Source organism: Streptomyces sp. NPDC015532 (assembly GCF_043078065.1).
GTDB lineage: Bacteria > Actinomycetota > Actinomycetes > Streptomycetales > Streptomycetaceae > Streptomyces.
The window spans coordinates 169,551-193,898 of sequence record NZ_JBIBSY010000004.1 but is presented as its reverse complement, the minus strand read 5'-3'; the positions used below and the strand labels follow the sequence as shown (position 1 = coordinate 193,898).

At 69.9% G+C, this 24,348-nt stretch carries 26 protein-coding genes; 14 read left to right on the top strand and 12 right to left on the bottom strand.

Annotated features, from left to right (window positions below):
- The first annotated feature begins 275 nt into the window (after positions 1-275).
- On the top strand, positions 276-866 hold the full coding sequence (locus ACF07B_RS15320; RefSeq protein WP_369484602.1) for a TetR/AcrR family transcriptional regulator: 591 nt from the start codon (positions 276-278) through the stop codon (positions 864-866).
- Between the two features lie 184 nt (positions 867-1,050).
- Complete coding sequence (locus tag ACF07B_RS15315) at positions 1,051-3,267, top strand: MMPL family transporter (protein ID WP_384232791.1); 2,217 nt, start codon at positions 1,051-1,053, stop codon at positions 3,265-3,267.
- A gap of 126 nt (positions 3,268-3,393) precedes the next feature.
- Here the strand turns inward: ACF07B_RS15315 and ACF07B_RS15310 are convergent, their stop codons facing one another.
- Entirely contained in the window at positions 3,394-3,750 is a 357-nt protein-coding gene (locus ACF07B_RS15310; protein WP_369483583.1) for an SsgA family sporulation/cell division regulator, read from the bottom strand.
- A 299-nt stretch (positions 3,751-4,049) separates the two neighbouring features.
- On the opposite strand from ACF07B_RS15310, the gene ACF07B_RS15305 reads away from it, so the two are divergent.
- The 6 genes from ACF07B_RS15305 to ACF07B_RS15280 all read left to right on the top strand — a co-directional run bounded on the left by ACF07B_RS15305 (position 4,050) and on the right by ACF07B_RS15280 (position 8,932).
- Positions 4,050-5,102 carry an energy-coupling factor ABC transporter permease gene (locus tag ACF07B_RS15305; RefSeq protein WP_392179303.1) on the top strand — a complete coding sequence of 351 codons (1,053 nt, stop codon included), beginning with the start codon at positions 4,050-4,052 and terminating at the stop codon, positions 5,100-5,102.
- A 1-nt stretch (position 5,103) separates the two neighbouring features.
- Entirely contained in the window at positions 5,104-5,865 is a 762-nt protein-coding gene (gene cbiQ / locus ACF07B_RS15300; protein WP_392179302.1) for a cobalt ECF transporter T component CbiQ, read from the top strand.
- On the top strand, positions 5,865-6,620 hold the full coding sequence (locus tag ACF07B_RS15295; RefSeq protein WP_369483586.1) for an energy-coupling factor ABC transporter ATP-binding protein: 756 nt from the start codon (positions 5,865-5,867) through the stop codon (positions 6,618-6,620). The genes cbiQ and ACF07B_RS15295 overlap by 1 nt, the downstream gene beginning before the upstream one ends.
- Positions 6,617-7,090 (top strand): MarR family winged helix-turn-helix transcriptional regulator, encoded by a 474-nt coding sequence (locus ACF07B_RS15290; RefSeq protein ID WP_392179301.1) that lies wholly within the window; start codon positions 6,617-6,619, stop codon positions 7,088-7,090. The genes ACF07B_RS15295 and ACF07B_RS15290 overlap by 4 nt, the downstream gene beginning before the upstream one ends.
- A gap of 209 nt (positions 7,091-7,299) precedes the next feature.
- Positions 7,300-7,704, top strand: coding sequence for an organic hydroperoxide resistance protein (locus ACF07B_RS15285; protein WP_392179532.1), 405 nt, complete (start codon positions 7,300-7,302; stop codon positions 7,702-7,704).
- Between the two features lie 67 nt (positions 7,705-7,771).
- Complete coding sequence (locus ACF07B_RS15280) at positions 7,772-8,932, top strand: serine hydrolase domain-containing protein (RefSeq protein WP_392179300.1); 1,161 nt, start codon at positions 7,772-7,774, stop codon at positions 8,930-8,932.
- On the opposite strand, the gene ACF07B_RS15275 is transcribed toward ACF07B_RS15280, so the two are convergent.
- A complete protein-coding gene (locus ACF07B_RS15275) occupies positions 8,922-10,298 on the bottom strand; it encodes a condensation domain-containing protein (RefSeq protein ID WP_392179299.1) in 1,377 nt (458 codons plus the stop codon). The two genes, ACF07B_RS15280 and ACF07B_RS15275, sit on opposite strands and share 11 nt — an antisense overlap.
- 326 nt (positions 10,299-10,624) lie before the next feature.
- Between ACF07B_RS15275 and ACF07B_RS15270 the strand changes: the two genes are divergently transcribed.
- Positions 10,625-11,323, top strand: a complete 699-nt coding sequence (locus ACF07B_RS15270; RefSeq protein ID WP_392179298.1) for a chaplin — start codon at positions 10,625-10,627, stop codon at positions 11,321-11,323.
- 237 nt (positions 11,324-11,560) lie between these two features.
- Here ACF07B_RS15270 and ACF07B_RS15265 read toward each other — a convergent pair whose 3' ends face one another.
- Together ACF07B_RS15265 and ACF07B_RS15260 are read right to left on the bottom strand one after the other, a co-directional pair.
- The gene (locus ACF07B_RS15265; protein WP_369483591.1) at positions 11,561-11,845 is read right to left on the bottom strand and encodes a hypothetical protein; all 285 of its coding nucleotides are present in this window, start codon (positions 11,843-11,845) and stop codon (positions 11,561-11,563) included.
- 48 nt (positions 11,846-11,893) lie between these two features.
- Positions 11,894-12,496 (bottom strand): hypothetical protein, encoded by a 603-nt coding sequence (locus tag ACF07B_RS15260; RefSeq protein WP_392179297.1) that lies wholly within the window; start codon positions 12,494-12,496, stop codon positions 11,894-11,896.
- A 456-nt stretch (positions 12,497-12,952) separates the two neighbouring features.
- Here ACF07B_RS15260 and ACF07B_RS15255 point away from each other — a divergent pair, with 456 nt between their 5' ends.
- The 3 genes from ACF07B_RS15255 (at position 12,953) to ACF07B_RS15245 (ending at position 14,389) form a co-directional block, all read left to right on the top strand.
- Positions 12,953-13,432 (top strand): hypothetical protein, encoded by a 480-nt coding sequence (locus ACF07B_RS15255; RefSeq protein WP_369483593.1) that lies wholly within the window; start codon positions 12,953-12,955, stop codon positions 13,430-13,432.
- Between the two features lie 170 nt (positions 13,433-13,602).
- Positions 13,603-13,881: a hypothetical protein gene (locus ACF07B_RS15250; RefSeq protein ID WP_369483594.1), complete on the top strand. Its 279-nt coding sequence runs from the start codon at positions 13,603-13,605 to the stop codon at positions 13,879-13,881.
- Positions 13,882-14,101: 220 nt separating this feature from the next.
- Positions 14,102-14,389 (top strand): hypothetical protein, encoded by a 288-nt coding sequence (locus tag ACF07B_RS15245; protein ID WP_392179296.1) that lies wholly within the window; start codon positions 14,102-14,104, stop codon positions 14,387-14,389.
- 128 nt (positions 14,390-14,517) lie between these two features.
- Here ACF07B_RS15245 and ACF07B_RS15240 read toward each other — a convergent pair whose 3' ends face one another.
- Entirely contained in the window at positions 14,518-14,859 is a 342-nt protein-coding gene (locus tag ACF07B_RS15240; RefSeq protein WP_392179295.1) for a hypothetical protein, read from the bottom strand.
- 220 nt (positions 14,860-15,079) lie between these two features.
- Between ACF07B_RS15240 and ACF07B_RS15235 the strand changes: the two genes are divergently transcribed.
- Positions 15,080-15,598 (top strand): hypothetical protein, encoded by a 519-nt coding sequence (locus tag ACF07B_RS15235; protein ID WP_392179294.1) that lies wholly within the window; start codon positions 15,080-15,082, stop codon positions 15,596-15,598.
- Between the two features lie 160 nt (positions 15,599-15,758).
- On the opposite strand, the gene ACF07B_RS15230 is transcribed toward ACF07B_RS15235, so the two are convergent.
- From ACF07B_RS15230 to ACF07B_RS15200, 7 genes are all read right to left on the bottom strand, one after another.
- Positions 15,759-16,100: a hypothetical protein gene (locus tag ACF07B_RS15230; RefSeq protein WP_369483598.1), complete on the bottom strand. Its 342-nt coding sequence runs from the start codon at positions 16,098-16,100 to the stop codon at positions 15,759-15,761.
- 336 nt (positions 16,101-16,436) lie between these two features.
- Positions 16,437-16,682, bottom strand: a complete 246-nt coding sequence (locus ACF07B_RS15225) for a hypothetical protein (RefSeq protein WP_369483599.1) — start codon at positions 16,680-16,682, stop codon at positions 16,437-16,439.
- A 362-nt stretch (positions 16,683-17,044) separates the two neighbouring features.
- On the bottom strand, positions 17,045-17,575 hold the full coding sequence (locus ACF07B_RS15220; RefSeq protein WP_392179293.1) for a YbaK/EbsC family protein: 531 nt from the start codon (positions 17,573-17,575) through the stop codon (positions 17,045-17,047).
- Between the two features lie 126 nt (positions 17,576-17,701).
- A complete protein-coding gene (locus ACF07B_RS15215; RefSeq protein ID WP_392179292.1) occupies positions 17,702-19,375 on the bottom strand; it encodes a penicillin-binding transpeptidase domain-containing protein in 1,674 nt (557 codons plus the stop codon).
- 114 nt (positions 19,376-19,489) lie between these two features.
- Complete coding sequence (locus tag ACF07B_RS15210) at positions 19,490-21,118, bottom strand: penicillin-binding transpeptidase domain-containing protein (RefSeq protein ID WP_392179291.1); 1,629 nt, start codon at positions 21,116-21,118, stop codon at positions 19,490-19,492.
- Positions 21,119-21,335: 217 nt separating this feature from the next.
- Positions 21,336-21,548, bottom strand: coding sequence for a DUF6243 family protein (locus ACF07B_RS15205; protein WP_392179290.1), 213 nt, complete (start codon positions 21,546-21,548; stop codon positions 21,336-21,338).
- A gap of 59 nt (positions 21,549-21,607) precedes the next feature.
- Positions 21,608-23,347 carry a dolichyl-phosphate-mannose--protein mannosyltransferase gene (locus tag ACF07B_RS15200; protein ID WP_392179289.1) on the bottom strand — a complete coding sequence of 580 codons (1,740 nt, stop codon included), beginning with the start codon at positions 23,345-23,347 and terminating at the stop codon, positions 21,608-21,610.
- 95 nt (positions 23,348-23,442) lie between these two features.
- Between ACF07B_RS15200 and rsmI the strand changes: the two genes are divergently transcribed.
- The gene (rsmI, locus tag ACF07B_RS15195; RefSeq protein ID WP_392179288.1) at positions 23,443-24,300 is read left to right on the top strand and encodes a 16S rRNA (cytidine(1402)-2'-O)-methyltransferase; all 858 of its coding nucleotides are present in this window, start codon (positions 23,443-23,445) and stop codon (positions 24,298-24,300) included.
- Positions 24,301-24,348: the final 48 nt, after the last annotated feature.

Sequence of the window (24,348 nt, the reverse complement as noted above, 5' to 3'; positions counted from 1 at the left end):
GAGGGCGCGGGAGGGATACGGAAGGTGCGCACGGGGCGCGTTACGAAACGCACGCGCCCCGCATCGGCGGGGTCCCGCACCGGCTCTTGGCTGCACCGTCCCCGGACGCGATCCGGCGCTCCGGCGCCCCCTTGCCCCGGCGCCCCCTTGCCCCGGCGCACCCAGCCCCCGGCGTGACCCAGCACACGTACGAAACCGTTTCGTTTCGCTGACGTCGAGGGGTATCTTCAAGGACATACGAATCCGTGTCGTTCGAAGCGGGAGAGGTGAGTGGGATGGCTGAAGCCGCAACGGTGCGTCGCAGCCGGATCACGCCCGAGCGCGAGGCCGAGCTGTACACGGCCGTGCTCGACCTGCTTCGTGAGGTCGGCTACGACGCCCTCACGATGGACGCCGTCGCGGCCCGTACCCGTTCCAGCAAGGCCACCCTCTACCGCCAGTGGGGCGGCAAGGCCGAGCTCGTCGTGAAAGCTCTGCGGCACCAGAAGCCGCTGAAGTCCTCCGACCTGGACACCGGGAGCCTGCGGGGCGACTTCCACGCACTGGCCCTCCGGCAGGACGACTGCCAGATGGAGCGGGACTCCGCGCTGATGCGGGGCCTGGCCATGGCGGCACACGGGAACCCGGATCTGCTGAAGGCGTTCCGGGAATGGCTGATCGAGCCGGAGATGGAAGAGCTGCGCCGGGTGGTCCGGCGTGGTGTCGACCGAGGTGAGATCCGTGCGGACAACCCAGCGACGGAGTACGTGATGCACATGCTCATCGGCGCCTTCGCGGCCCGCACCATGATCGACGAACTCCCGCCGACGCAGGCCTTCCTGCATTCGTATGTCGACGCCGTGGTCCTCCCCGCTCTCGGCGCCTGACGTCCCACTCCTGACCCTGTTCCCCTGTTCCATCCCCGTGGATCCCTGTTGGCGATCCACCTCTACAGAACCCTGTAGTCGCACCTGACGCGCCGCTCACGTCGTCGGGCTGATCCCCCCTGCCCCCACTCGGGTGATCACGCCAGCCCCTGCCCTTCCACGACCTGACCGGGAGTACGCCCTCGTGGCCACGTTCCTCTACAAACTCGGCCGACTCGCCTTCCGGCGACGGCACTTCGCCGCCCTGATATGGGTGGCCCTGCTGACGCTCGCGGGTGTCGGCGCCGCCTCCGCGCCCGTCGCGGGATCGTCCTCCTTCTCGATCCCCGGCACCGAGGCGCAGAAGGCCTTCGACCTGCTGGAGAGCCGCTTCCCCGGAATGAGCGCCGACGGAGCGACCGCACGGGTCGTCTTCAAGGCACCCGCCGGCGAGAAGATGGCGGACAAGGACAACAAGGCGACGGTCGAGCAGGCCGTCAAGGTGCTCGGCACCGGTTCCGAGGTCACCTCCGTCACCGACCCGTTCAAGGCCCACGCCGTGAGCAAGGACGGGACGGTCGCCTACGCCTCGGTGAAGTACGACGTCTCCGGCATGGAGCTGAAGGACGCCTCGAAGGACGCCCTGAAGGCGGCCGCGGCGGACGCGCGGCACTCCGGGCTGACCGTCGAGGTGGGCGGTGACGCGCTCCAGGCGACGCCCGAGACCGGGTCCAGCGAGATCATCGGCATCGCGATCGCCGCGGTCGTCCTCGTCATCACCTTCGGTTCGCTCATCGCGGCCGGACTGCCCCTGCTGACCGCGCTGGTCGGCGTCGGCATCGGCGTCTCGACGATCACCGCGCTCGCCAGCGTGCTCGACCTCGGCTCCACCACGTCCACCCTCGCGATGATGATCGGCCTGGCGGTCGGTATCGACTACGCGCTCTTCATCGTCTCCCGCTACCGGGCCGAGCTGGCCGAGGGACGAGAACGCGAGGAAGCGGCCGGACGGGCTGTCGGTACGGCGGGCTCGGCCGTGGTCTTCGCCGGGCTGACCGTCGTGATCGCGCTGGTCGGACTGTCGGTCGTCAACATCCCGATGCTCACGAAGATGGGTGTCGCCGCGGCGGGCACGGTCGCCATCGCCGTCCTCATCGCCCTGACGATGATCCCCGCGCTGCTCGGATACGCGGGCCGCAGGGTCCAGCCGGCCGGCCAGAAGAGCAGGCTTCTCGGTGGCGGACGCGCCGCGAAGAAGGCGGGCAAGCCCAACATGGGCACCCGCTGGGCGAGCTTCGTCGTCCGCCGCCCGCTCGCGGTGCTGCTGCTCGGCGTGGTCGGCCTCGGAGCCGCCGCGGTTCCTGCGGCCTCGCTCCAGCTCGGTCTGCCCGACGACGGTTCGCAGCCGACGTCCACGACCCAGCGCCGTGCCTACGACCTGCTCTCCGACGGCTTCGGTCCCGGTTTCAACGGCCCGCTGATGGTCGTCGTCGACGCCAAGGCGAGCGATCAACCCAAGACGGCGTTCAGCACGGTGCACGACGAGATCGAGGACCTCAAGGGTGTCGTGAGCGTCAGCCCGGCGGCCCCCAACAAGGCCGGGGACACCGCGATGATCACGGTGATCGCCGACTCGAAGCCGTCCTCCGTCACGACCGAGGACCTGGTCCACACGATCCGCGGCGCGGGCGCCGGCATCAAGGCCGAGACGGACGCCACGGTGCTGGTCACCGGCTCCACGGCCATGAACATCGACTTCTCGCAGAAGCTCAACGACGCGCTGATCCCGTATCTCGCGCTCGTGGTCGGCCTCGCCTTCCTGCTGCTGATCGTGGTGTTCCGCTCGATCCTCGTTCCGCTGAAGGCGGCGCTCGGCTTCCTGCTCAGCGTGATGGCGGCCCTCGGCGCGGTCGTCGCGGTGTTCCAGTGGGGCTGGCTGTCCGGCCTGATGGGCGTCGAGGAGACCGGCCCGATCATGTCGATGATGCCGATCTTCATGGTGGGTGTCGTCTTCGGTCTGGCCATGGACTACGAGGTGTTCCTCGTGACGCGGATGCGCGAGGCCTTCGTCCACGGCGAGAAGCCCGGCCAGGCGATCGTGACCGGGTTCAAGCACGGCGCACGGGTCGTCACGGCCGCCGCCGTCATCATGATCGCCGTCTTCTCCGGGTTCATCGGCTCCAGCGAGTCGATGATCAAGATGATCGGCTTCGGTCTGGCCATCGCCGTCTTCTTCGACGCGTTCGTCGTACGGATGGCACTCGTCCCGGCGGTGCTCGCGCTGCTCGGCAAGCGGGCCTGGTGGCTGCCGAAGTGGCTGGACCGCGTGCTGCCGAACGTCGACGTCGAGGGCGAGGGCCTGCGCGCGCTCGACGAGAAGGCGCGTGACGGCGACGACGACCGGAAGCTCGTCGGGGTCTGACTCCCGGGCCCCCGGGCCCTTCCCGGTCCGTCCGTTGCACGTGAGGGACCTCGCCGACTTCTCGGCGAGGTCCCTCACGTGCGTCGTTCAGTGGCGGTCTTCAGCGGTCTTCCTCAGTGGCGTTCTTCAGTGAGCCACCGGCGTGGCCGCCGTGTACGTCCGACGGAGGAAGCGCATGAGCGCCTTCGTGTCGAGCTGCACGACCGCCACTCCCTGCGCCGAGTGGAACTCCAGGACGGCCTGGACGCGGCCGCACGGCCAGATGCGGACATTGCCGTTGTTGACGGGGACCCGCAGACCCTGTTCCAGGAGTTCGCGGTCGAAGGTCCACTCGTGGGGACCGGGCAGCGTGATGCGCACCTGGCGGGGGTCGGCCTCCGGGTCGTACCGGAGCGCCACGGGGACGGCCCGGTGTTCGTCGTCGGCGGAGTCGGCGGTGTCGGTCACGATATGAGCGCGGGCGTACTGTTCGACGGCGTTCATGGACCGACTCCTTACACTGCGTCACCTATGCGGAAGATGTGAATTCCGTCACCATTCCAATGTCGCACATCTCGCGGAAACCGCTCTCCGGCTGTCCGTGACCCGCCCTCGGGGAACGCCTGCCCGGTCGCGGCGCGTCCATGTGCGCGGCGGTCACATCCGCCGTGCGGCGGTCCACGCCTCCCGCGCCCGTGAAGCCTCCCGCGCCCGCGAACTGCTCCCGTGCGCCTGCCTGTCGCCGACTGTTCGCACTTTCCCGCTCTTGCAAGTCATTCGCAACAAGGCATTATCATCGGACGGTGCATGTTCCTGACGGATTCATCAACGCCCCGGTCTCCGCGGTCACAGGTGTGGTCGCCGCAGGCGCCGTCGCCGTGAGCCTGCGAGGTGCCCGTCGTGAACTCGACGAACGCACCGCGCCGCTCGCCGGCCTCGTCGCCGCCTTCATCTTCGCCGTGCAGATGCTGAACTTCCCGGTCGCCGCGGGGACCAGCGGACATCTGCTCGGAGGCGCCCTCGCCGCGATCCTCGTCGGCCCCTTCACCGGTGTCCTCTGCGTCTCCGTCGTCCTGCTCATGCAGGGAATCCTCTTCGCGGACGGCGGCCTCACCGCGCTCGGCGTGAACATCACCGACATGGCGATCGTCACCACGGTCGTCTCGTACGCCGTCTTCCGCGGCCTGGTGACGGTGCTGCCCCGCAAGCGCCGCTCGGTCACCGTCGCGTCCTTCGTCGCCGCGCTGCTCTCCGTCCCGGCCGCCGCGGTCGCCTTCACCCTCATCTACGCGGTCGGCGGCACCACCGACATCGCGCTCTCCAAGGTCGCCACGGCCATGGTCGGCGTCCACGTCCTCATCGGCATCGGCGAGGCCGTGATCACGGCGCTCACCGTCGGCGCCGTCATCGCCGTACGGCCCGACCTCGTCCACGGGGCCCGCGGCCTCCAGCAGCGCCTCAAGCTGCGGGTGAACGGGGAACTCGTAGACACGCCCGCGGCTGCCCCCGCCCCCGTCGCGGCCCGTTCCTCGCACCGCAAGGTGTGGATCACCGGCCTGGTCACCTCCCTCGTCCTCGCCGGATTCGTCAGCTTCTACGCCTCCGCGAGCCCCGACGGCCTGGAGAAGGTCGCCAAGGACAAGGGCATCGACGCCAAGGCGAAGGCGCACGCCTCCGACGACTCGCCGCTCGCCGGATACGGCGTCAAGGACGTCTCCGACGCCCGCCTCTCCGGTGGTCTCGCCGGGGTGATCGGCGTCGGCGTCACCGTCGTCGCGGGTACCGGCGTCTTCTGGGCGGTCCGCAGGCGCCGTACGGCCGACACCTCGCCCGTCTCCGTGCCGGAAGGCGTCTGAGGTGGGGGCCGGCCACACGCACAAGCTGTACCGGCACGCGGACTCGCCCGTGCACGCGCTGCCGCCGCACACCAAACTCGCCGCCACCCTCGCCTTCGTGGTCGTGGTCGTCTCCACCCCGCGCGAGGCCATGTGGGCGTTCGCGCTGTACGCCGTGCTGCTCGCGGTGGTCGCCCACCGGGCCCGCGTCCCGGCGGGCGTCCTGCTGAGACGGCTCCTGATCGAGATCCCGTTCGTCGCGTTCGCGGTGCTGATGCCGTTCGTGGCGGAGGGCGAACGGGTGGACGTGCTGGGACTGTCCCTGAGCGTCAACGGCCTGTGGGGCGCCTGGAACGTCCTCGCCAAGGGCACCCTCGGCGTCGCCGCCTCGGTCCTGCTGGCCTCCACGACCGGACTGCGGGAACTGCTCCTCGGCCTCCAGCGGCTGAAACTCCCGCCGCTCCTCGTGCAGATCGCCTCCTTCATGATCCGCTACGGAGATGTCATCACCGACGAGATGCGGCGCATGCGGATCGCGCGGGAGTCGCGCGGCTTCGAGGCGAGTGGAGTGCGGCACTGGGGGGTGCTCGCGAAGTCGGCGGGCGCGCTGTTCATCCGCTCCTACGAACGTGGGGAACGCGTGCACCTGGCCATGGTGAGCCGCGGGTACGCCGGTTCCATGCCCGTCATCGACGAGGTGACCGCGTCCCGGGCGCAGTGGTCGTACGCCCTCGCCCTTCCGTTCGCCGCCCTTGTCGTATGTCTGTTGGGATGGACGCTGTGATGACTGCCGCACCCTCTCTGGAGGTCTCCGGCCTCGCGTTCGCCTACCCGGACGGGCACCAGGCCCTGTTCGGCGTGGACTTCCGGATCGGGCGCGGTGAGCGCGTCGCCCTGCTCGGCCCGAACGGCGCCGGCAAGACCACCCTCGTCCTGCACCTCAACGGCATCCTGACCGGCGGCGCCGGAACGGTGACGGTCGCCGGGCTCCCGGTCGGCAAGCGGCACATGGCGGAGATCCGGCGCCGGGTCGGCATCGTCTTCCAGGACCCGGACGACCAGCTCTTCATGCCGACCGTGCGCGAGGACGTGGCCTTCGGGCCGGCCGCCGCGGGCGTCAAGGGCGCCGAGCTGGAGGCGCGCGTGCGCACGGCGCTGGAGCGCGTCGGCATGGAGGCCTTCGCCGACCGCCCTCCGCACCACCTGTCCTTCGGGCAGCGGCGCCGGGTCGCCGTCGCGACCGTGCTCGCGATGGAGCCGGAGATCCTCGTCCTCGACGAGCCCTCCTCCAACCTCGACCCCGCCTCCCGGCGCGAACTCGCCGACATCCTGCGCTCGCTGGACGTCACGGTCCTGATGGTCACCCACGACCTGCCGTACGCCCTCGAACTGTGCCCCCGCTCCCTCGTCCTGAGCGACGGCGTGATCGTCGCCGACGGCGGGACCGGCGACCTCCTCTCCGACGACGAGCTCATGCGCGGCCATCGTCTGGAGCTGCCCTTCGGGTTCGACCCGCGCTCCGTGACAATGGGGGCGTGACGAAACAAGAGGACGTCGGGTCGCCGGCCGGGTCGCTGCTGCTCGACGACCAGTTGTGCTTCGCCCTGTACGCCGCCCAGCGGGCCGTGACCGCCGCGTACCGTCCGCTGCTGGAGGAGCTCGGCCTCACCTACCCGCAGTACCTCGTCCTGCTGGTCCTGTGGGAACGCGGCGAGACCACGGTCAAGGAACTGGGCGCCGCCCTGCACCTCGACTACGGCACGATGTCGCCGCTGCTCAAGCGACTGGAGTCGGCGGGGCTCGTACGCCGTGAGCGCTCGGCGCGGGACGAACGCTCGGTGCGCGTCGCGCTGACCGGGCGCGGGGAGGTGCTCAGGGAGCGCGCGGAGGACGTGCCGCAGGCGCTGCTGACGGCGACCGGCCTGAGCGAGGCCGACGTCACGCGCCTGCGCGAGGAACTGCGCCGGCTCACCGAACGCACGGAGAACGCGGCGGCACGCGGACGCTGACACACCGGGCCCGGGCCCCTGCCGGGGCCGGGGCCGGATCTCATGATCGACGAGGGGCACCCCGAGGGTTTCCGCGCTCCATACCAGCCAGTACCTTGTGCACCATGCACTTGTGCACGATGCATGCGTGCGCCACCTTCTGCTGCCCGCCCCGGGGGAGGCCTGCCGTGACCGACGGCGCCGTTGTCGACACCCGTCCGACGAAGATCATGTATGTCGCCGAGGCGACCGCGCACGGCGGCCGGAACGGCTATGTGACCAGTCAGGACGGGCAGCTCGAACTGAAGGTCGCGATGCCGCCGGCGCTGGGCGGCGACGGGAACGGCACGAACCCGGAGCAGCTCTTCGCGGCCGGATTCAGCGCCTGCTTCCACAACGCGCTGGTCATGGTCGGCCGCCGCGCCGGCCTCGACCTCTCCGGCTCCACGGTCGCGGCCAAGGTCGGGATCGGCCCCAACAAGCAGCGCGGCTACGGACTGGCGGTCGCCCTCAGCGTCTCGCTCCCCGTCGTCGACGAGGACGTGGCGGCCACACTCGTGGACGCGGCGCACGAGGTCTGCCCCTACTCGAACGCCACCCGCGGCAACATCGAGGTCACGATCCTGTTGGGCTAGGAATCGAAGGCCGCGGACGCGTGTTGTCATCATCATCGGCAGCAGTGAGGCGACAGGGAGCGCGGGCGTGGACGTGAACGGCACAGTGGCGGAGGGCTTCGAACCGGTCAGGGAGGCGTTCGCGGCCAACTTCGCGGCGCTGGGGGACCGGGGCGCCGCCGTCACCGTGTACCGCGACGGGCACAAGGTCGTCGACCTGTGGGGCGGCACCCATGACGTCGACGGCACCGAGCCCTGGCAGCGGAACACCGCGCAGATCGTGCGCTCCGCGACGAAGGGCGTCGCCGCCGCCGTACTCCTGCTGCTCGCCCAGCGGGGACAGCTCGACCTGGACGCGCCGGTCGGTGCCCACTGGCCCGAGTACAAGGCGCACGGCAAGGAGCACACGCGCGTACGGCATCTGCTCGCGCACCGGGCCGGCGTGCCCGTCCTCGACCGTCCGCTCACCCCCGCCGAGGCCGCCGATCCGGACCGCGCGGCCGCGGCCGTGGCCTCCCAGACGCCCGTCTGGGCGCCGGGTGCCGAGCACGGCTACCACGCGCAGACGTACAGCTGGCTGACGGGCGAGCTGGTCCGGCGCGTCACCGGACGCACGATCGGCCGGTGGATCGCGGAGGAGCTGGCCCGGCCTCTGGACCTCGACCTGTGGGTCGGGCTGCCCGAGGCGGTGGCCGGCCGGGTGGGCCGGGTCGCGCAGATCGAGGCACCGGCCACGCCGGGCGGCCTCAGGACCCGCCCCAAGCGAGCGGTCTCCGAGGCGTACGCCGACCCCGGCACCCTCACCCGTCGCGCCTTCGCCGCGATCACCCCCCTGCCCGACGAGAACGATCCCGCCTACCGCTCCGCCGTCCTCCCGGCCTCGAACGGCATCGCCACCGCCGACGGCCTCGCCCGCTTCTACGCCGCGCTGATCGGGGAGGTGGACGGCGTCCGGCTGTTCACGCCCGGGACGCTGGCGGCCGCGCGCTCGGAGCAGTCCGCCGGACCCGACCGGGTCCTCGTCGTCAACACCCGGTTCGGCCTCGGCTACATGCTCCACGGCGGAGCGTCGCCGCTGCTGTCCCCGGGCTCCTTCGGCCACCCCGGCCGCGGTGGCGCGCTCGGCTTCGCCGATCCCGAGTCGGGCATCGCGTTCGGCTATGTCACCAACGGTTTCCGCAAGAGCGTGACGGCGGACGCACGGGCCCAGGCACTGGTCCGGGCGGTGCGCACGGCCGTCACCGCGTGACGGAGACGATCAGCTCGCGAAGCTTCTCCACGTACAGGCGTACGTTCTTGGAGGCGATGTCCGTGTCCGGGTGGCGGCACGCGATCCACAGGCCCTCGTGCAGCCGGTTGACCCAGGCGCACACCTGATCGCCGTACGACACCCGGAGCAGCCCGTACGCCTTCTGTCCGCTCCAGACGGTCGAACCAGGGATGGGGCGGGCGTCCACGTACGAGACGATGGAGTAGAGGTCGGGCGATGTGGGGCGGAAGTCCTCGCCCAGGAGACGCAGCACTCGGGCCAGAGGAACGCGCGCCAACGACCGGTTGGCTTGCAGCTGGGCCCGGACCGAGGCGAGCGCGGCGTCGAAGTCCCGTGCCGCGGGTACCTCGATCGGCGCGCCGCCGACATACCAGCCCACGGAGTCCGACCACGTCGACTTCAGGCGGGTGTGGAACGGCACGACCGTGCGGTAGACCGGTTGCCCGCCGAGTTCGTGGACGATCAGACTGGTCGCGGCCAGGACGCCCACCAGACTGCCGCCGTAGGGCCGGCAGTACGTCTCGAACGCCGCGGCCGTGTCCGCGTCGACGAGCGGCTCGCGCATGAGCTTCTGGACGGGCAGCGCGTCGCCGGGCCGCAGGCCCAGGTCGACAGGGAACTCCGGAAGCCGCCCGTCGCACCGGCCGATGAACTCCCGCCAGCGCGTGACGATCGTGTGGGTGTCGTCGATGGCGTTCGCGTTCGCCCGCTCCTGATCGCAGAAGTCCACATAGCTCGCGACCGGTGCGGCGGCGAGGGGCCGCCCCGCGACATGTGCCGTGTACAGCTCCTGCACCTCGTACGGGATGCGTTGCAGCGAGTAGGCGTCGACGTTGGTGTGGTCGAATGCCAGATACACGCTGGTGGAGTCCTCGCGGACGACCGCCGCGTAGAGGAGGTTGGGCCAGTCGAGAGCGTCTGCCGCCTTGTCGAAACGGCCCTGCAGATGCTCGGCGAGCAGGTTCGCGTCGGCGAAGTCGCCCACCACTTCGCGGTGGAGCGTGACATCGTCCTGGCCGAGCGTGAACCGGTGCATCTCGTCACCCACCCACCTGAACCCGCTGCGCAGCGTCTCGTGGCGCAGTGTCCAGGCGCGCAGGGCCTGTTCCAGCATGTCGAGGTCGACTCGGCCGGGCAGGTCGAAAGCCGTACCGAGCCAGGTCGGGACGAACAAGCCGCCCTCGCGCACCGACCGCGCCGTTCTGATGTGTGACTCCTGGATGTACGCCGGCGGCCGTGGATCCGTGGGCAGCACCGCCGCGGCCGCGACGGTCGCTGGGCTGAACCCCCACTCCACGAGCCGTCCGGGCCGGACCTCGCAGCGCTGGATATCAGAAATTCGCACAGTGGCGTCTCCTTGTCGGGCAACACAGGCTTGGTCAACGTGGAGTCGTGGGCGAGTGCCGTCTGCCGTGTCGCCTGCGAATCAGCGGAAGGTGTGGCACGTCGAACGGCGAAGCGACAGCGCCTCTCGGGGAGTTGCGCGGGGGCGGTGCCGATGACAAGAGCAACGAGCAATCAGACCGACCGTCACATGATCGACGGCATCTGCCGGGACCTTTTGGCCCAGCGCAGCGACTTGAAGGGCGGCACACCATAACCCTGTTGCCTTTACGGCGTTTGCAGATGTGCGGGTGAGTACCCGCAAGAATGTCAGGAAGGTATGGATCTATGAGACGGGCTGCTCGAAACCGTGTGCTCGCCGTCGCCGCCGCATCCGGCGCGATGGCCGTGGCTCTTCCCGCGTCCGCCGTCTTCGCGGCCGACGGTGCTGACGCCGAGGCCGCGGCGGCCGGTTCGCCCGGGGTGCTCTCCGGGAACAACCTCCAGGTTCCCCTGTCCGCGGCGGTGAACCTCTGCGGCAACACGGTGGACGTCGTGGGGCTGCTCAACCCGGCCGTGGGCAACGTGTGCGCGAACAAGGACACGGCCAAGGCCGGCCGTGCGGAGTCCGACGGCGGATCGGACACGTCAGGTGGTGCCTCGGCCGACGGCCGCGTCACGGACTCGCCCGGACTGCTCTCAGGCAACGGTCTGCAGCTCCCGGTCGATCTGCCGGTGAACGTCTCCGGGAACAGCGTCAACGCGGTCGGCGTGGGTAACCCGGCGGTCGGCAACCAGTCGGTCAACGGCGGTGAGCACGCTCACCCTCACGTCCCCCGAACGGCTCCGGCCCCCGAACCCTCGGCCTCGACGCCCCCGGCGCCGCGGCCCCAGGCCCCCCGGCAGGCCGTTCCGGACACCCCGGACACGGCGATGTCCACGCTGGCCCACACAGGAGCGGATCTGGCCGCCCCGGCCCTCGCCGGCGCCGCCGTGTCCCTCGTCGCGGGCGCGGTCCTGTACCGCCGCTTCCGCCCAGGTCACTGACCCGGATACCGGTACAGCCCCATCGAGCGTGCTTGGTGGGGCTGTACGGGTATCCGGCGCCTCTCCGCCCTCCGCGCCCTCACAAGGCCGCTGCCGCCCGGAGGCATCAGGAACGGGCGGAAGCGGAAACGGACGGCAGGCCGGCGTCGGGCCCAAGGGAAACGGAGGCGGCGCGAACGCTTCACGCGTCCGCGCCGCCTCCGTGCATCCCGATGCGGAGATCGCGGGGGAGGTCGCTCAGAGCGCCCGGCTGTTGCAACCCATCTCGGAACCGAGGTTGCTCTTCTGCGCGCCCGCGGCCCCTTCGCCGTTCAGCAGGTTGCCGGCCAGGCCGGTGAGGGCGCCGACGCTGCCGAGCACCTCGATGTTCATGTCGTGCGAGCGGCACTCGACGCCCTGCGTGACGTCGATGCCGTCGTTGTCGTGGCCCTCGTCGCCGTAGGCGAAAGCGGTGTTGGCACCGAAGGAGCCGACACTGCCGAGGAGGACGCTCAGAAGAACTACCTTGTGCAACTTGCGCATGTGAAGCTCCTTGGAGGAAGTGCGGGGATGTGCAGAGGTGGCGGGCCGTCAGCCGAGTCGGGGAAGCCCCAGTTGCCCGACGGGAGGTGCCGCGATCTGCCCGAGGGCGACCGGGGCCAGTTCAGGTGCGCTCGAGGGCGTGATCGTCGGGTTGACGAGCGGGTTCACCTGAGGGTTGAGCTGCGGGTTCACCTGGGGGGCGACGATCGTCGGGGGCTCTGAGCCGAGCACCTGGGGTACGGCCACCTGCGGGGCCACCTGGGGCATGACCTGCGGCATGACCTGCGGCACGACCTGCGCGGGGGCGGCCTGGGCCGGGGCGACCTGCGCCGGCTGCGCGGGTGCGGCCGGAGCGAACTGTGCGGGTGCGGCCTGCTGCGGGTTCGAGGAGCTGGAGGCCTGGGCCGTTCCCTGTGATGTGGCCGAGGCCGAGGCGAATCCGGTCTGCTGTGGTCCTGACGGGGCGGCCTGTGGGGCGGCCTGTTGGGCTGGTTGGGGAGCCGCGGCCGGAGCGGCCGGCTGATCCGGAACCGTTGCCGGGGTGGTACTGAGGCGCCCCTCCGGTGAGTCGGCATAGCTGCCGCCGGCGCCGATGCCGGCCAAACCGCTGGCCGCTGCGACGACGAGCGCGGCCTTGTGAAGCTTCCGCATGAAACCCTCGGCCCTTCGTTACCTGAGATGTGAGTCCATTGCAATCAATGCGGTCACGCGTGCAGTTGGTGCGTCACTCGCATCGCGCCGGAGGCTACGGTTGTCTCGAGGAGCACGCGGACTTCGTATCGGAGCTGGCAGCGGAGTCTTTACCTGTCAGTGGTTTACGGCCGCTGCCCTCTCTTCCGAGGAACGAGATCTCGGCGCCGTGGTCACGGCACCCGACGGGCCGTCACCCATTTGCCGACCGCCGATCCGCGTGTCATGGCTCGCACGCCGCACCGAATGGGTGACCACACCCCCACACCCGTTTCGAGGCCGTGTTTTCTTCGTTCCCCACGGGGCGACAGGGATGGCCCATCGCAGCCGAATGGAGCAGCGAGGACAGCGAAGACCTCGCTGCCGCATCGGCACACCAGCTTCCGTGCACAGGTCAATTGAAGAGCCGAGGAACCCATGCGAATGCTTCACAAGATCGCGCTCGTCGCCGCAACAGCAGGCGGTCTGGCCGGCGTCGGCGCCGGTCCGAGCTCCGCCGTCACCGCGTCCGCTCCCAACGGCGCTGCGCCGCAGCCGGTTTCGCAGCCCGACGCCCAGGCGGCCTCGGCGGCCTCGGCCCACGCGACGACGCAGGGCTATGGCTCGCCGGCTCCCCAGCAGCTGGCACCGGCGCGTGGCACCCAGGTCTCCCCGCAGGTCAATCCGCAGCTGAATCCGCAGCTCAGCCCGCGGATCTCTCCCGAAGCGCCGCAGCGGCAGCAGAGCGCTTCGGCGGGGCAGACCAACCTGTTCCGTCCGTACCAGGAGTGCAGCCCGCAGACCCTGCTCGACGCGAACGTCCCGGTCGCCCTGCTCGCCGCGGCCCAGACCCGGGGCGTCGAGTGCACCCAGGCCAACAGCCAGACGAATTCCTTCGCCAACGTGCAGCAGCACTGACGGACGACCACGGACCGGGCTCGGCTCGTCCCGCGAAACGGCTTTCGGTGTTTTCTCGGCGACATAAAGCCTGCGTGTTGTCGTCCATTTCACGGCCTTTGTCGCTAATGTTCAGCCCTGTAACCGCGATCTACCACAGATCGCAAGAACTCACCCCCCACGGAGATGAAATGCGCAAGCTTCGCAACGTTGCGGTCCTGGTCGCTGCCATCGGCAGCATCGGGCTCGTTGGCGGTACGGCCTACGCCGGCGGTCACGGCGAAGGCGGCGACCAGTTCAGCGTCACGCAGAGCTCCAACTGCAAGTCGCACGACCTGAACCTCGACGTCCTCGGCCAGGTCGGCGTGCTGAACGGCCTGCTGGGCAACGCCCTCAACGGCGAAGGCAACCCGGGCGCCCAGTCCACCTCCCTCGGCTCGACCATGGGTTGTAACAACAGCGCCTTCTGAAGTCCCCTCCGGCGTTGAAGACGCCGGACCATGAACGGTCCCGGCACTGGGCCTCAGGCAAAGTGCCGGGACCTTTCACGTGCGCCAAACCCCTTCCGAGGCGGCGCAGCGCAGCGTTGGACCCCTTCCGGGCATCCCGTTCCGGCGCCGTTGAGCCCTTCGTGTCACATAGAGGCGATCCCTCGCAGATCGCATTCACCTCACTTCTTCCGGAGATGACATGCGCAAGCTCCGCACGGCCGCTGTCCTGATGGCCGTCCTCGGAAACGTCGGACTTCTGGGCGTCAGCGTCGCCCACGCAGATCAGGGCTGGGACAAGGGCGACATCGGCGGCCTCAACGTCTCGCAGAGCAGCACCTGTCAGTCGCACGACCTGAACCTCGACATCCTCGGCCAGGTCGGCATCGGCAACGGGCTGGGCGGCAACCTGCTGGGCGGCGAGGGCAGCCCGGGCGCCCAGAAGACGTCGCTGGGCTCGACGATGGGCTGCAGCAACAAGTTTGGTTAGGCCGTAGCTGTGCCGTAGGGCCTGCAGGGGACGGGGGACTCTGGTCCGCCGCGGGCAGGAGACCCGCCTCCTCGAAAACGAAATGCTGGTCCGGGAACCTTCCCCGGACCAGCATTTCGCGTGAGCGCTCAGCTGCCGAAGTGCGGCTTCTTGAATCCCTTGGGCAGCTCGGCCGTGTTGGAGCACTCCACGACCGGTCCCACTTTGGCGGGTTCGCTTCCCACGAGCTGGTCCTGCTGCGTGACCACGTTCGGCCGGTCTGTCATCGTGCACTGCTGGTCCTGCTTGATGACGTGCGTGCCGTCCTTGTCGGTGTACGTGTCATTCTTCTGAACGCACACGACACCTTCCCGGGCGGTGGAGCAGTCGTCCGGCTTTACCCCGGCATGCGCCTGTGTGGCGCCGAGGCAGATGGCCGCGACGCTTCCGGCGAATGCCGCGACGGCCGCAGTCCTGTGTGAAAAGAGCATGCTTTTGCATTCCTTTGTTGTGAAGAATTGGGAGTTTCTTGTGTTGACCGGCGTTGCCCGCGCGGAGAAATTCAAGCAAGTAATTCTTTGTCCGCCGGCGGGAAGGTTGTAGCCCGGACGCGAACTCGGCGTCCGGGCTACCTGCACCACGTTCCATCACTCAGCGCACCGCTCGGTCCGTATCCCCGACGCCGGGTGAGGCCGCGGCGGGCCTTGACTCGTGGCTCTGCTCTCAGCCGTTGTCGCCCTGGTCCTGGTCCTGCGGCTGCGCCTGGTCCTGCGACTGGCCCTGCTCCTGCTGAACCTGCTGCGGCTGGCCCTGCTCCTGCTGCTGAACCTGGTCCTGCGGCTGGCCCTGCTCCTGCTGCTGAACCTGCTCCTGCGGCTGGCCCTGCTCCTGCTGCTGAACCTGCTCCTGCGGCTGGCCCTGCTCCTGCTGCTGCGCCTGCTCCTGCGGCTGGCCCTGCTCCTGCTGCTGAACCTGGTCCTGCGGCTGCTGCTGAACCTGGCCCTGCTTCTCCTGTTCCAGCGCCTGCGCCTGCTCCTGTGCCTGCTCCTGCGGCTGGAGGTAGTAGCCACCCCCGACGGCCACGGCGCTGGCAGACGAGTTGGCGACGACGGCGACCGGTACAGCCGCGCCGCCGGTACCGTCGGCGAAGCTGATGCCGGCGCCGACGGCGGAGAGACCCGCGACGGCCGCGGCTACGACCATGGCGCGCTGAAACTTACGCATAAATGACCCTTTCCCGATTCAGGCATACCGCCTGGAATGACCACTTGCACAAACGTAAGCACGCTATGTGTAATCAATCGGTCATTTACCGCCCATGTCGCGCCGGAGTCCCTTATGGGGTAGTGCGCCGATTCGGCCATAGGGCGGGGGTCGGCCGTCGTGCTCCTCAGGGGAGAAGGCCGGGCAGTTCCCGCTCCCCGTCGGCCGGTCGGGCCGCTCCGGACGTGGCGGGCGAACAGGTCACCTGAGGGCCGAGCCGGGTCGTGCCGTTGCCCGTGGGGGCGGGCAGCGTCACGGCCTGCACAGGCATGCAGGTCTCCTGATGAGGAATGGCGTCGCGCCCGGCGCTCCCGCCTTCGATGTGCTGCACACAGATGACGTCCCCCTGGAGGTTCCGCGTGCACGATGCCGGGTCCCCGGCGGCGTGCGCGTACGTCATGCCCATGGACGTCACGGCGAGTCCGCCGATGAGCCCCGAGAGGGCCGAGATCTTTTTCCTGCTGAACATAGGATGCGTGTCCTTAGTACGGGCGCCCCGGGCGCCGCTCCCTCTGGGCTTCGCCGGCCCTGGCCGGCGCCGTCATGACGCGGGGGCGGCACGCGAGCACGACATCCCCGATGCCCTCGCCGAGGCCGGCATCACCCGCCGGTGGAAGTCCTGGCTTGTCTCTCCGCGAGCTCCGCCGCTCGACGACCGGGGTCGCCCGGATTCGTCCCTGCGGTACTCGCCCTCCATCCGGCCGACCCGCGCCGAGGCCGAGGCGACCGGCTGCCGGCATTCGATCCCTTCGGGTTCACCCGAAGGGATCCCGTGCCGACCGTAGCGATCCTGACGTCGCCGACCTCAGCGGGTGAAGGCGTGGTTGTACTGACCGCAGGTGGTGTCCAGGGTCTGGCCCAGGCCGAGCACTCCGATCGGGATGTCGTTCTGCGACACCGTCTGCGGGCTGCACTCCTGGTAGGGGCGGTAAAGGTCCGACACTCGCGGTCCGCTGTCCTGGGTGTCGGCGACAGCCGTTCCGGCACCGATGGCGGACAGGCCACCGGCCGCCACTGCTGCTGCGATCACGACCTGCTGAAACTTGCGCATGGAACCCTCGGTTCTCCATTACTTACACGTGATGGCTAGTTGCCTAGCGTGACCGCACGAACACTAGCAGTAGCGTCGGTTGCCGACGGACGGACGTCATACGTGTTCCATGGAGGAGTTGGACCCGGCGTGGACGCCAACTGGCCCTGAAGAAAGACGCTTTGCTGTTCGGCATACGGTATGGGAACACCGCGACGAGGGCCCGGACACTGCACCGTCGCATCAACGCAATTACCTGGAAAGAGAGTTAGGGCCTGCGGATTGTTGACTCGCAGTCGTACTTGTCCTCGACGCGGTGCGCGAGGGCGTTCCGGCCGGCGTGGGTGACCGCGGTGAGCGGCACGGCCGCGGCACGAGCGGTGTCACGCGACGGGCTCGCGCACATCCACCAGCGTGCCGTCCGCGTGGGCGATCAGGTCCCTCGGATCCATCGGGAAGACGGTGAACGGGGTGCCCGCCGAGGTCCACACCCTGGCGTGGCCGAGCAGTGAACGGTCCACCAGGACGCGGATCTTCGTGCGGTGCCCGAAGGGCGGTACGGCGCCGGGCCCGTATCCGGTCGACTCCCGTACGAGGTGGACCCCGGCCCGGGTGAGTTTCCCGGCGCCCAGCTCCCGCCGCACGAGCTCCATGCCGACGTGCGCCGAGCCGTCCAGCAGCACCAGCACCGGAGCCCCGTCCGCCGCGAAGAACAGCGACTTGCAGATCTGGCTCGGCTCGCAGCCGATCGCCGCGGCCGCCTCGGCGGTGGTGCGGGCCGTGTCGGGGAAGCGCCGGACCCGTCCGATCACCTCCCCGAGGCCCAGCTCCCGCAGCGCCTCGGCGAAACGGGGGTGGAGGTCGTTCGCGACGGAGGCCTGCTCCTCGCCGGAGTTCTCATCGGTGACGTTCATACACGGCACGCTAGTGGCCGGTGCGCGGCGCACGCGACGGGGTCCCCGTCCCGGGGCCGGGGGACGCCGTGCCGGGCCGGGCCGGCCCTCGGGACCGGGTGTGCCCGCGGGAGTCCCCGCAGGGTGTCAGCCGCCGTTGCCGGCTTTCAGGAGGGCTGCCACGATCGGGCCGGCCGTGGTGCCGCCGTGGCCGCCCTGCTGGACGACGCCGGCTCCGGCCAGGTCGCCCTTCCACGCCGTGAACCAGCCGTTGGGCTGCTCCTGGTTGTCGACCTCGGCGGAGCCGGTCTTGGCGCCGTAGTCGGGGCCCAGACCCGCCATGGCCTCGGCGGCGGTGCCGGCGGCGGCCGTGTACTGCATGACCTCGCGCAGCTGGGCGAGCGTGGTCGCGGACATCGTGCGGGACGCCTTGGCCAGCGTGCGGTGGTCGACCGACGGGGCGACCAGGTACGGCTGGTGGAAGGTGCCGGACTGGACCGTGGAGGCGATGGACGCCATGTTCAGCGGGTTCATGCGGACCCCGCCCTGGCCCATCAGCTCGGCGGCCATCTGCGCGGCGCTCTGCACCGGCACCGAGCCGTCCGCCGAGGGCACACCGATGGCCCAGTTGTTCAGCCCCAGGCCGAAGACCTGCTGGGCCTGCTTGGTCAGGTCGTCGTCCTTCAGCTTCTTGGCCTGGGTGATGAAGGCCGTGTTGCAGGACCGCGCGAAGCTCGCCTTGAAGGTGCCGTTCTTGATCTCGAAGTCGTCGTCGTTGTGGAACTTCCAGCCGCCGTACGTCGCCGTCTTGGGGCAGGGGTGGGGCTTGTCGGGGGAGGCGAGGCCCTTCTCGAAGAGCATCGACGCCGTGATGACCTTCATCGTGGAGCCGGGTGCGAGGGAGCCCTGGAAGGCGGTGTTGAAGCCGTGGCCGCTGTTCGCGACGGCGAGGATCTCGCCGGTCGAGGGGCGCATCAGCACCACCGACGCCTTGGGCTTGGCGGCCACCAGGCGCTCGGCCTCCGCCTGGAGGGTCGGGCTGAGCGTCGTCTGCACCTTGCCCGGGGTGCCCGCGCTGAGCGTCAGCAGGGTCTTGTCGGGGGTCTTCTGGGCGCCCTTGGCCGCGGTCTTGCGGACCACGCGCAGCTCGATGCCCGCCTTGCCGCCGGCCGTCTTGCCGTACTTCTCGCGCAGCCCGTCGAGGACCGTGCCGAGGGAGGGGTACGTGGCGGCGGTCAGCTTGCCGCCGTGCCGGTCGATGGCGGTGACCGGCGGCGTTCCGGACTCGCCGGTCACCAGCCGGTCGCCGTCCTGGAGGTCCGGGTGGACCACGGACGGCTTCCAGCCGACCATGGCCACGCCGTCCTCGGCCCGCCGTACGACCGTCAGCTTCGAGGTGTACGACAGCGGCTTGGTCAGGCCGCGGTAGGTGACCTCGGCCTTGACGGTGAAGGGGACGTCGGCGCCCGAGCGCTTGCCGCCCTTCAGGGTCACGTCGCTGATGTGGGCGTCCTTGCCGAAGCCGGTCAGCGTGGTCGTGGCGGCGGCCGAGTCGTCGGTCGCCGCGGCCGCCCGGGTGACGTCGCCGCTCTGCCAGGCCTTCAGGAAGGTGGTGGACGCCATGCTGATCTCGGCGGCCGACAGCGGACCCGTCTTGACGGCCTTGCGGGTGGTGGCCGTGATCCCCTCGGCCGACGCCCCGCTGCCGTAGAGGCTGTAGGCGCCCAGCGCTCCGCCGACGACGGCCACGGCGATCACCCCGCCGAGTACGGCGGGCTGCTTCGTCTTCCGTCGCTCGGCGACGCGCCTTCTCTTGCCCACAGCCCTGTGACCTCCGCCGTCCCCTGGTGCCCCGTGATGCTCCGTGATGCCCCCGCGCCTCTCGCTCCTCAACGAGAGGCCCCACCCTAGGGTCCCGTCCTGTGCGCGGCGACTTCAGCCACCTGTTCGTAGCACAGCTGCGACGATCGGTCCGGCCGCCTGTCCGCCGTGACCGCCCTCCTGTGTCATGGCGGCGGCCGCGACGTCGTTGCGGTATCCGGTGAACCAGCTGTTGGACCCGGCCTGGCCGTCGACCTCGGCGGAGCCGGTCTTGGCCCCGATGCTGCCGCCGAGCGCGCTCATCACCGGGGCCGCGGTGCCGCTGACGGCCGTGCGGTTCATCATGGCGCGGAGCTGCGCGACCGTTCCGCTGGACAGACCCTTCGCGGTGGCCAGTTCACGCTGGTCCAGGGAGCGCGGCACGATGACCGGCTGCCGGAAGACGCCCGTCATCGCGGTGGCGGTCACCGACGCCATGTTCAGCGGGTTCATCTGGACCTGGCCCTGGCCGATCATGTTGGCCGCCGTGTCCGGGCCGCCGGAGGCGGGCACGGAGCCGTCGAAGGACTCGATGCCGGTCTTCCAGTTGTTCTGCCCGAGTCCGAAGCGCTGCTGGGCCTCGTTGGTCAGCGAGTCGACCTTCACCGAGTCCGCGTAGTTCACGAAGGCGGTGTTGCACGAGCGGGCGAAGCTGTCGGAGAGCGTGGCGTTCTCCTGCGGCTGCATGCCCTTGAGGTTGTGGAAGGTCTGGCTCTGCCAGACCCCGGTGGGCGTGCAGGGCGCGGGCCCGTTCGCCGTCGTGATGCCGTTGTCGATGAGGGTGGCCGCACTGATGATCTTCATCGTGGAGCCGGGTGCGAGCTTGCCGAGGAAGGCCGCGTTGAAGCCGTCCGACCGGTGGTTGGCGACGGCCAGCACCTCGCCGGTGCTCGGCTTCACCGCCACCACGGAGGACTCTGCGTACTGCGTGACCGCCTTCTCGGCGGCGGCCTGCGCGTTCGCGCTGAGTGTCGTACGGAGCTTGCCCGCCCGTCCCTTGGCGAGGGTGACCAGGGTCGTGTCGCCGCTCCCCTCACCGCCGTGCCGGATCGACAGCTCGACACCGGGGGTGCCGCCCGCCGTGTCGCCGTACTTCTCCCGGAGCGCGTCCAGGATCGGCCCGAGGGAGGGGTACTTCTCCTTCGTCAGGACAACGTTGTTCCGGTCCACGGCCTCGATCGCCGGGCTCGCCGACTCGCCCGTGACCAGGGTGTCCCCGTCCTTCAGGTCCGGGTGGAGGACGGACGGCTTCCAGCCGACCAGGGCCTTCCCGGTGGTCTCGCCGCGGACGACGGTCAGTTCGGAGTCGTACGCGAACGGCTTGCGCTTCCCGTCGTACGACACCGTCGCCTTGACGGAGAACGGCACCCGCGCCCCGGACGCGGCCCTGGGCGTGATCTTCACGTCGGTCAGGTGCGCGTCGTCTCGGTAGCCGGCGAGCAGCCCCTCGGCGCTCGACGCGTAGTTCGTCAACGCGGCCGCCTCGGCCGCGTCGCCCTTCTCCCAGGCCGCGAAGAACGCGCGGCTGGTCTCCTTGACCTCGGCGCCGCTCGGCGGTCCGGTCTTCACCGCGGCGGGCCCGCCGCCTCCCGTCGAACCGCCCCCGCTGATCGAGGTCACCACGTTGTAGGCGCCGTACCCGGCGCCGCCCACCATCACCGCGAACACACTGCCAATGACGGCAGCCCTGGCCCCCTTGCGCATCGCGCGAATCCCTCCCCGTGAACCCTCCTCCGAACTTCTGAACGCGTTCAGAAAAGCCGGTTCACCCCGCACTCTAGGCGCGGGTGGGGCTCGTGGTGCAGACCTTCGCCGAATTGTTGCCCAAACCACGGAGACGCATCCGTGAACGCCGTTCACGGATGCGTCTGTGTGGGCCTTTTCGGCCAACCGGCCGGTGCCGCCCCGTGGCGGCGGCGCGTCAGCTCTGCGCGGTGTCGTCGCCCGCCTGCCCGGCGCCCCCGGCGCCCGCCTTCTCGCGCATCTTGCGCACCAGCTCCGCCTTCTGGTCGGCAGCGGTCTTGCGGTCGAGGTTGCGGTGCGGGCCGTTGTTCTGCCGTTCGGCGCGGGACAGCCTCTTCCGTTTGCCGCCGCCCATGCCCACGGGGTTGTTGATGTTCTTGCTCACGGTCACGGGTTCTCCCGGTAAAGATGAAGTGATCTGCGGATGCGGAGGTGAGGACGGGACAACCGTCAGACCCACGTATCCAGCCACATACGCGATCTCCATTGGTCGATGGGGATCGCCGTGCCTGTGTACAGGGGCCAGAAATAGATGAAGTTCCAGAGGATCAGAAGGACCAGAACGCCCGCTCCGGCGGCGCCGATGACGCGGCGGCGTTCTCCGGCGCCCGGTGGGCCGAGGATCGCGCCGATCATCATCGTCACGGCGAGGCAGAGGAACGGGACGAAGACGACGGCGTAGAAGAAGAAGATCGTACGCTCCTGGTACATGAACCAGGGCAGATAGCCGGCCGCGACGGCGCAGGCGATGGCGCCCGCGCGCCAGTCGCGGCGGAAGGCCCAGCGCCACAGCACGTACAGGATCGCGAAGCAGGCGGCCCACCACAGCAGCGGCGTGCCGAGCGCCAGCACCTCACGGGCGCACTTGTCGCCGGCGTCGGAGGGGCAGCCGTCCTTGCCGGGCAGCGGGGACTCGTAGAAGTACGAGACCGGGCGGCCGAGGACGAGCCAGCTCCACGGGTTGGACTGGTAGGTGTGCGGCGACGACAGCCCGACGTGGAACTTGTAGACCTCGTGCTCGTAGTGCCACAGGCTGCGCAGCCAGTCCGGGAGGAAGGCCCAGTTGCCGCCCCTGCCGTCCGTCACGGCCCAGTTCCGGAAGTAGCCGCCCTTGCCGTTGTCCGGCGACAGGATCCAGCCGGTCCAGGAGACCAGGTACACGGACACGGCGACCGGAACCGTCGCCAGGAACGCGAGGCCCGTGTCGTGCCGGAGCGAGGCCGCGTAGGGGTGGCGGGCACCCGCGACCCGGCGCGAGGCCACGTCCCACAGGACCGCCATCACGCAGAACGCGGCGAGGATGTACAGCCCGTTCCACTTGGTGCCGATGGCCAGGCCCAGCATCAGGCCCGCCCCCCAGCGCCAGGGCCGCAGGCCCAGCCGGGTGGTCTCGGCGAGGTGCGCGTCGGGGTGGGCCATGCCGTCCGCGTCGACGGGCAGCGCCGCCGCCAGTCTCGCCCGCGCCTTGTCCCGGTCCACGACCAGACAGCCGAAGGCCGCCAGCACGAAGAACATCAGCACACCGTCGAGCAGCGAGGTGCGGCTCATCACGAAGTGCAGACCGTCCACCGCCATCAGCGTGCCCGCGAGGCAGCCGAGGAACGTCGAACGGAACAGCCGGCGCCCGATCCGGCACAGCAGCAGCACCGACAGCGTGCCGAGCAGCGCCGTCATGAAGCGCCAGCCGAAGGGGTTGAAGCCGAACATCCACTCGCCGAGCCCGATGACGTACTTGCCGACCGGCGGGTGCACGACATAGGCGGCGTCGCTGGGGACCGGGACGTGCCCGTTCCGCTGGAGGATCAGGTCGTTGGCGTTCTTCGCCCAGTTGACCTCGTAACCACGGTGGAAGAGCGCCCAGGCGTCCTTGGCGTAGTACGTCTCGTCGAATATCACCGCCTTCGGGCTGCCCAGGTTCCAGAACCGCAGCAACCCGGCGAGCAGGGTCACCAGGAGCGGGCCCACCCAGCCCGACCAGCGGTTGAAACGGTCGGCGACCTCCTGGCGCAGACCGAGCGAGGCCCAGATTCCGGGGCCTGGCTCGGCGTACGGCGGTACGAGCCGGTCGCGCACATCACTTCGGGGCGGCGCCGTGTAGCCGAATCGGCGCAGCCGATGCTGCCACGACGGCCGTCGAGCGTCGGCGGCCTGGCCCTGCCGGGTGTCCGTGGAGGACGCGGTACTGGTCACCGCGCCATCGTAGGGAACAGGTCTGTGGGAGTCCCGTGCATGGGGCCTTCCGGTCGGATGAGCTTGTCGGGCCGTGCCCCTGCGAGGATGGGACCGTGACAGGAATTCTTGTGTTGGCAGGAACCCCCATCGGCGACATCTCCGACGCGCCGCCACGGCTGGCCGCGGAACTGACCGGGGCCGATGTCGTCGCCGCCGAGGATACGCGCAGGCTGCGCCGGCTCACCCAGGCTCTCGGCATCCAGCCGACGGGGCGGATCGTGTCGTACTTCGAGGGGAACGAGGCCGCCCGGACCCCGGAACTCGTCGAGGCGCTCGTCGGCGGGGCGCGGGTCCTGCTCGTGACCGACGCCGGGATGCCGTCCGTGTCGGATCCCGGCTACCGGCTGGTCGCGGCCGCGGTCGAGAAGGACATCAAGGTCACCGCCGTCCCCGGCCCCTCCGCCGTGCTCACCGCGCTCGCGCTCTCCGGCCTGCCCGTCGACCGCTTCTGCTTCGAGGGCTTCCTGCCCAGGAAGGGCGGCGAGCGCTTGTCCCGGCTGCGGGAGGTGGCCGAGGAACGCCGCACGCTCGTCTACTTCGAGGCGCCGCACCGGCTCGACGACACCCTCGCCGCCATGGCGGAGGTCTTCGGCACCCAGCGGCGCGCCGCCGTCTGCCGCGAACTGACCAAGACGTACGAGGAGGTCAAGCGCGGTCCGCTCGGCGAGCTGGCCGCCTGGGCCGCCGAGGGCGTCCGCGGCGAGATCACCGTCGTCGTCGAGGGAGCCCCCGAGAAGGGCGCCGGGGACCTGGACGCCGACGAGCTGGTGCGCAGGGTGCGGGTGCGCGAGGAGGCGGGGGAGCGGCGCAAGGAGGCCATCGCCGCCGTCGCCGCCGAAGCGGGAATTCCCAAGAGGGACGTCTTCGATGCCGTCGTGGCGGCAAAGAACGCCGAACGAAGCGGCCCATAGAAGGGCAAAGGACTATCGTGAAAAGCAAAGATCAGGCCGGGTGACAGG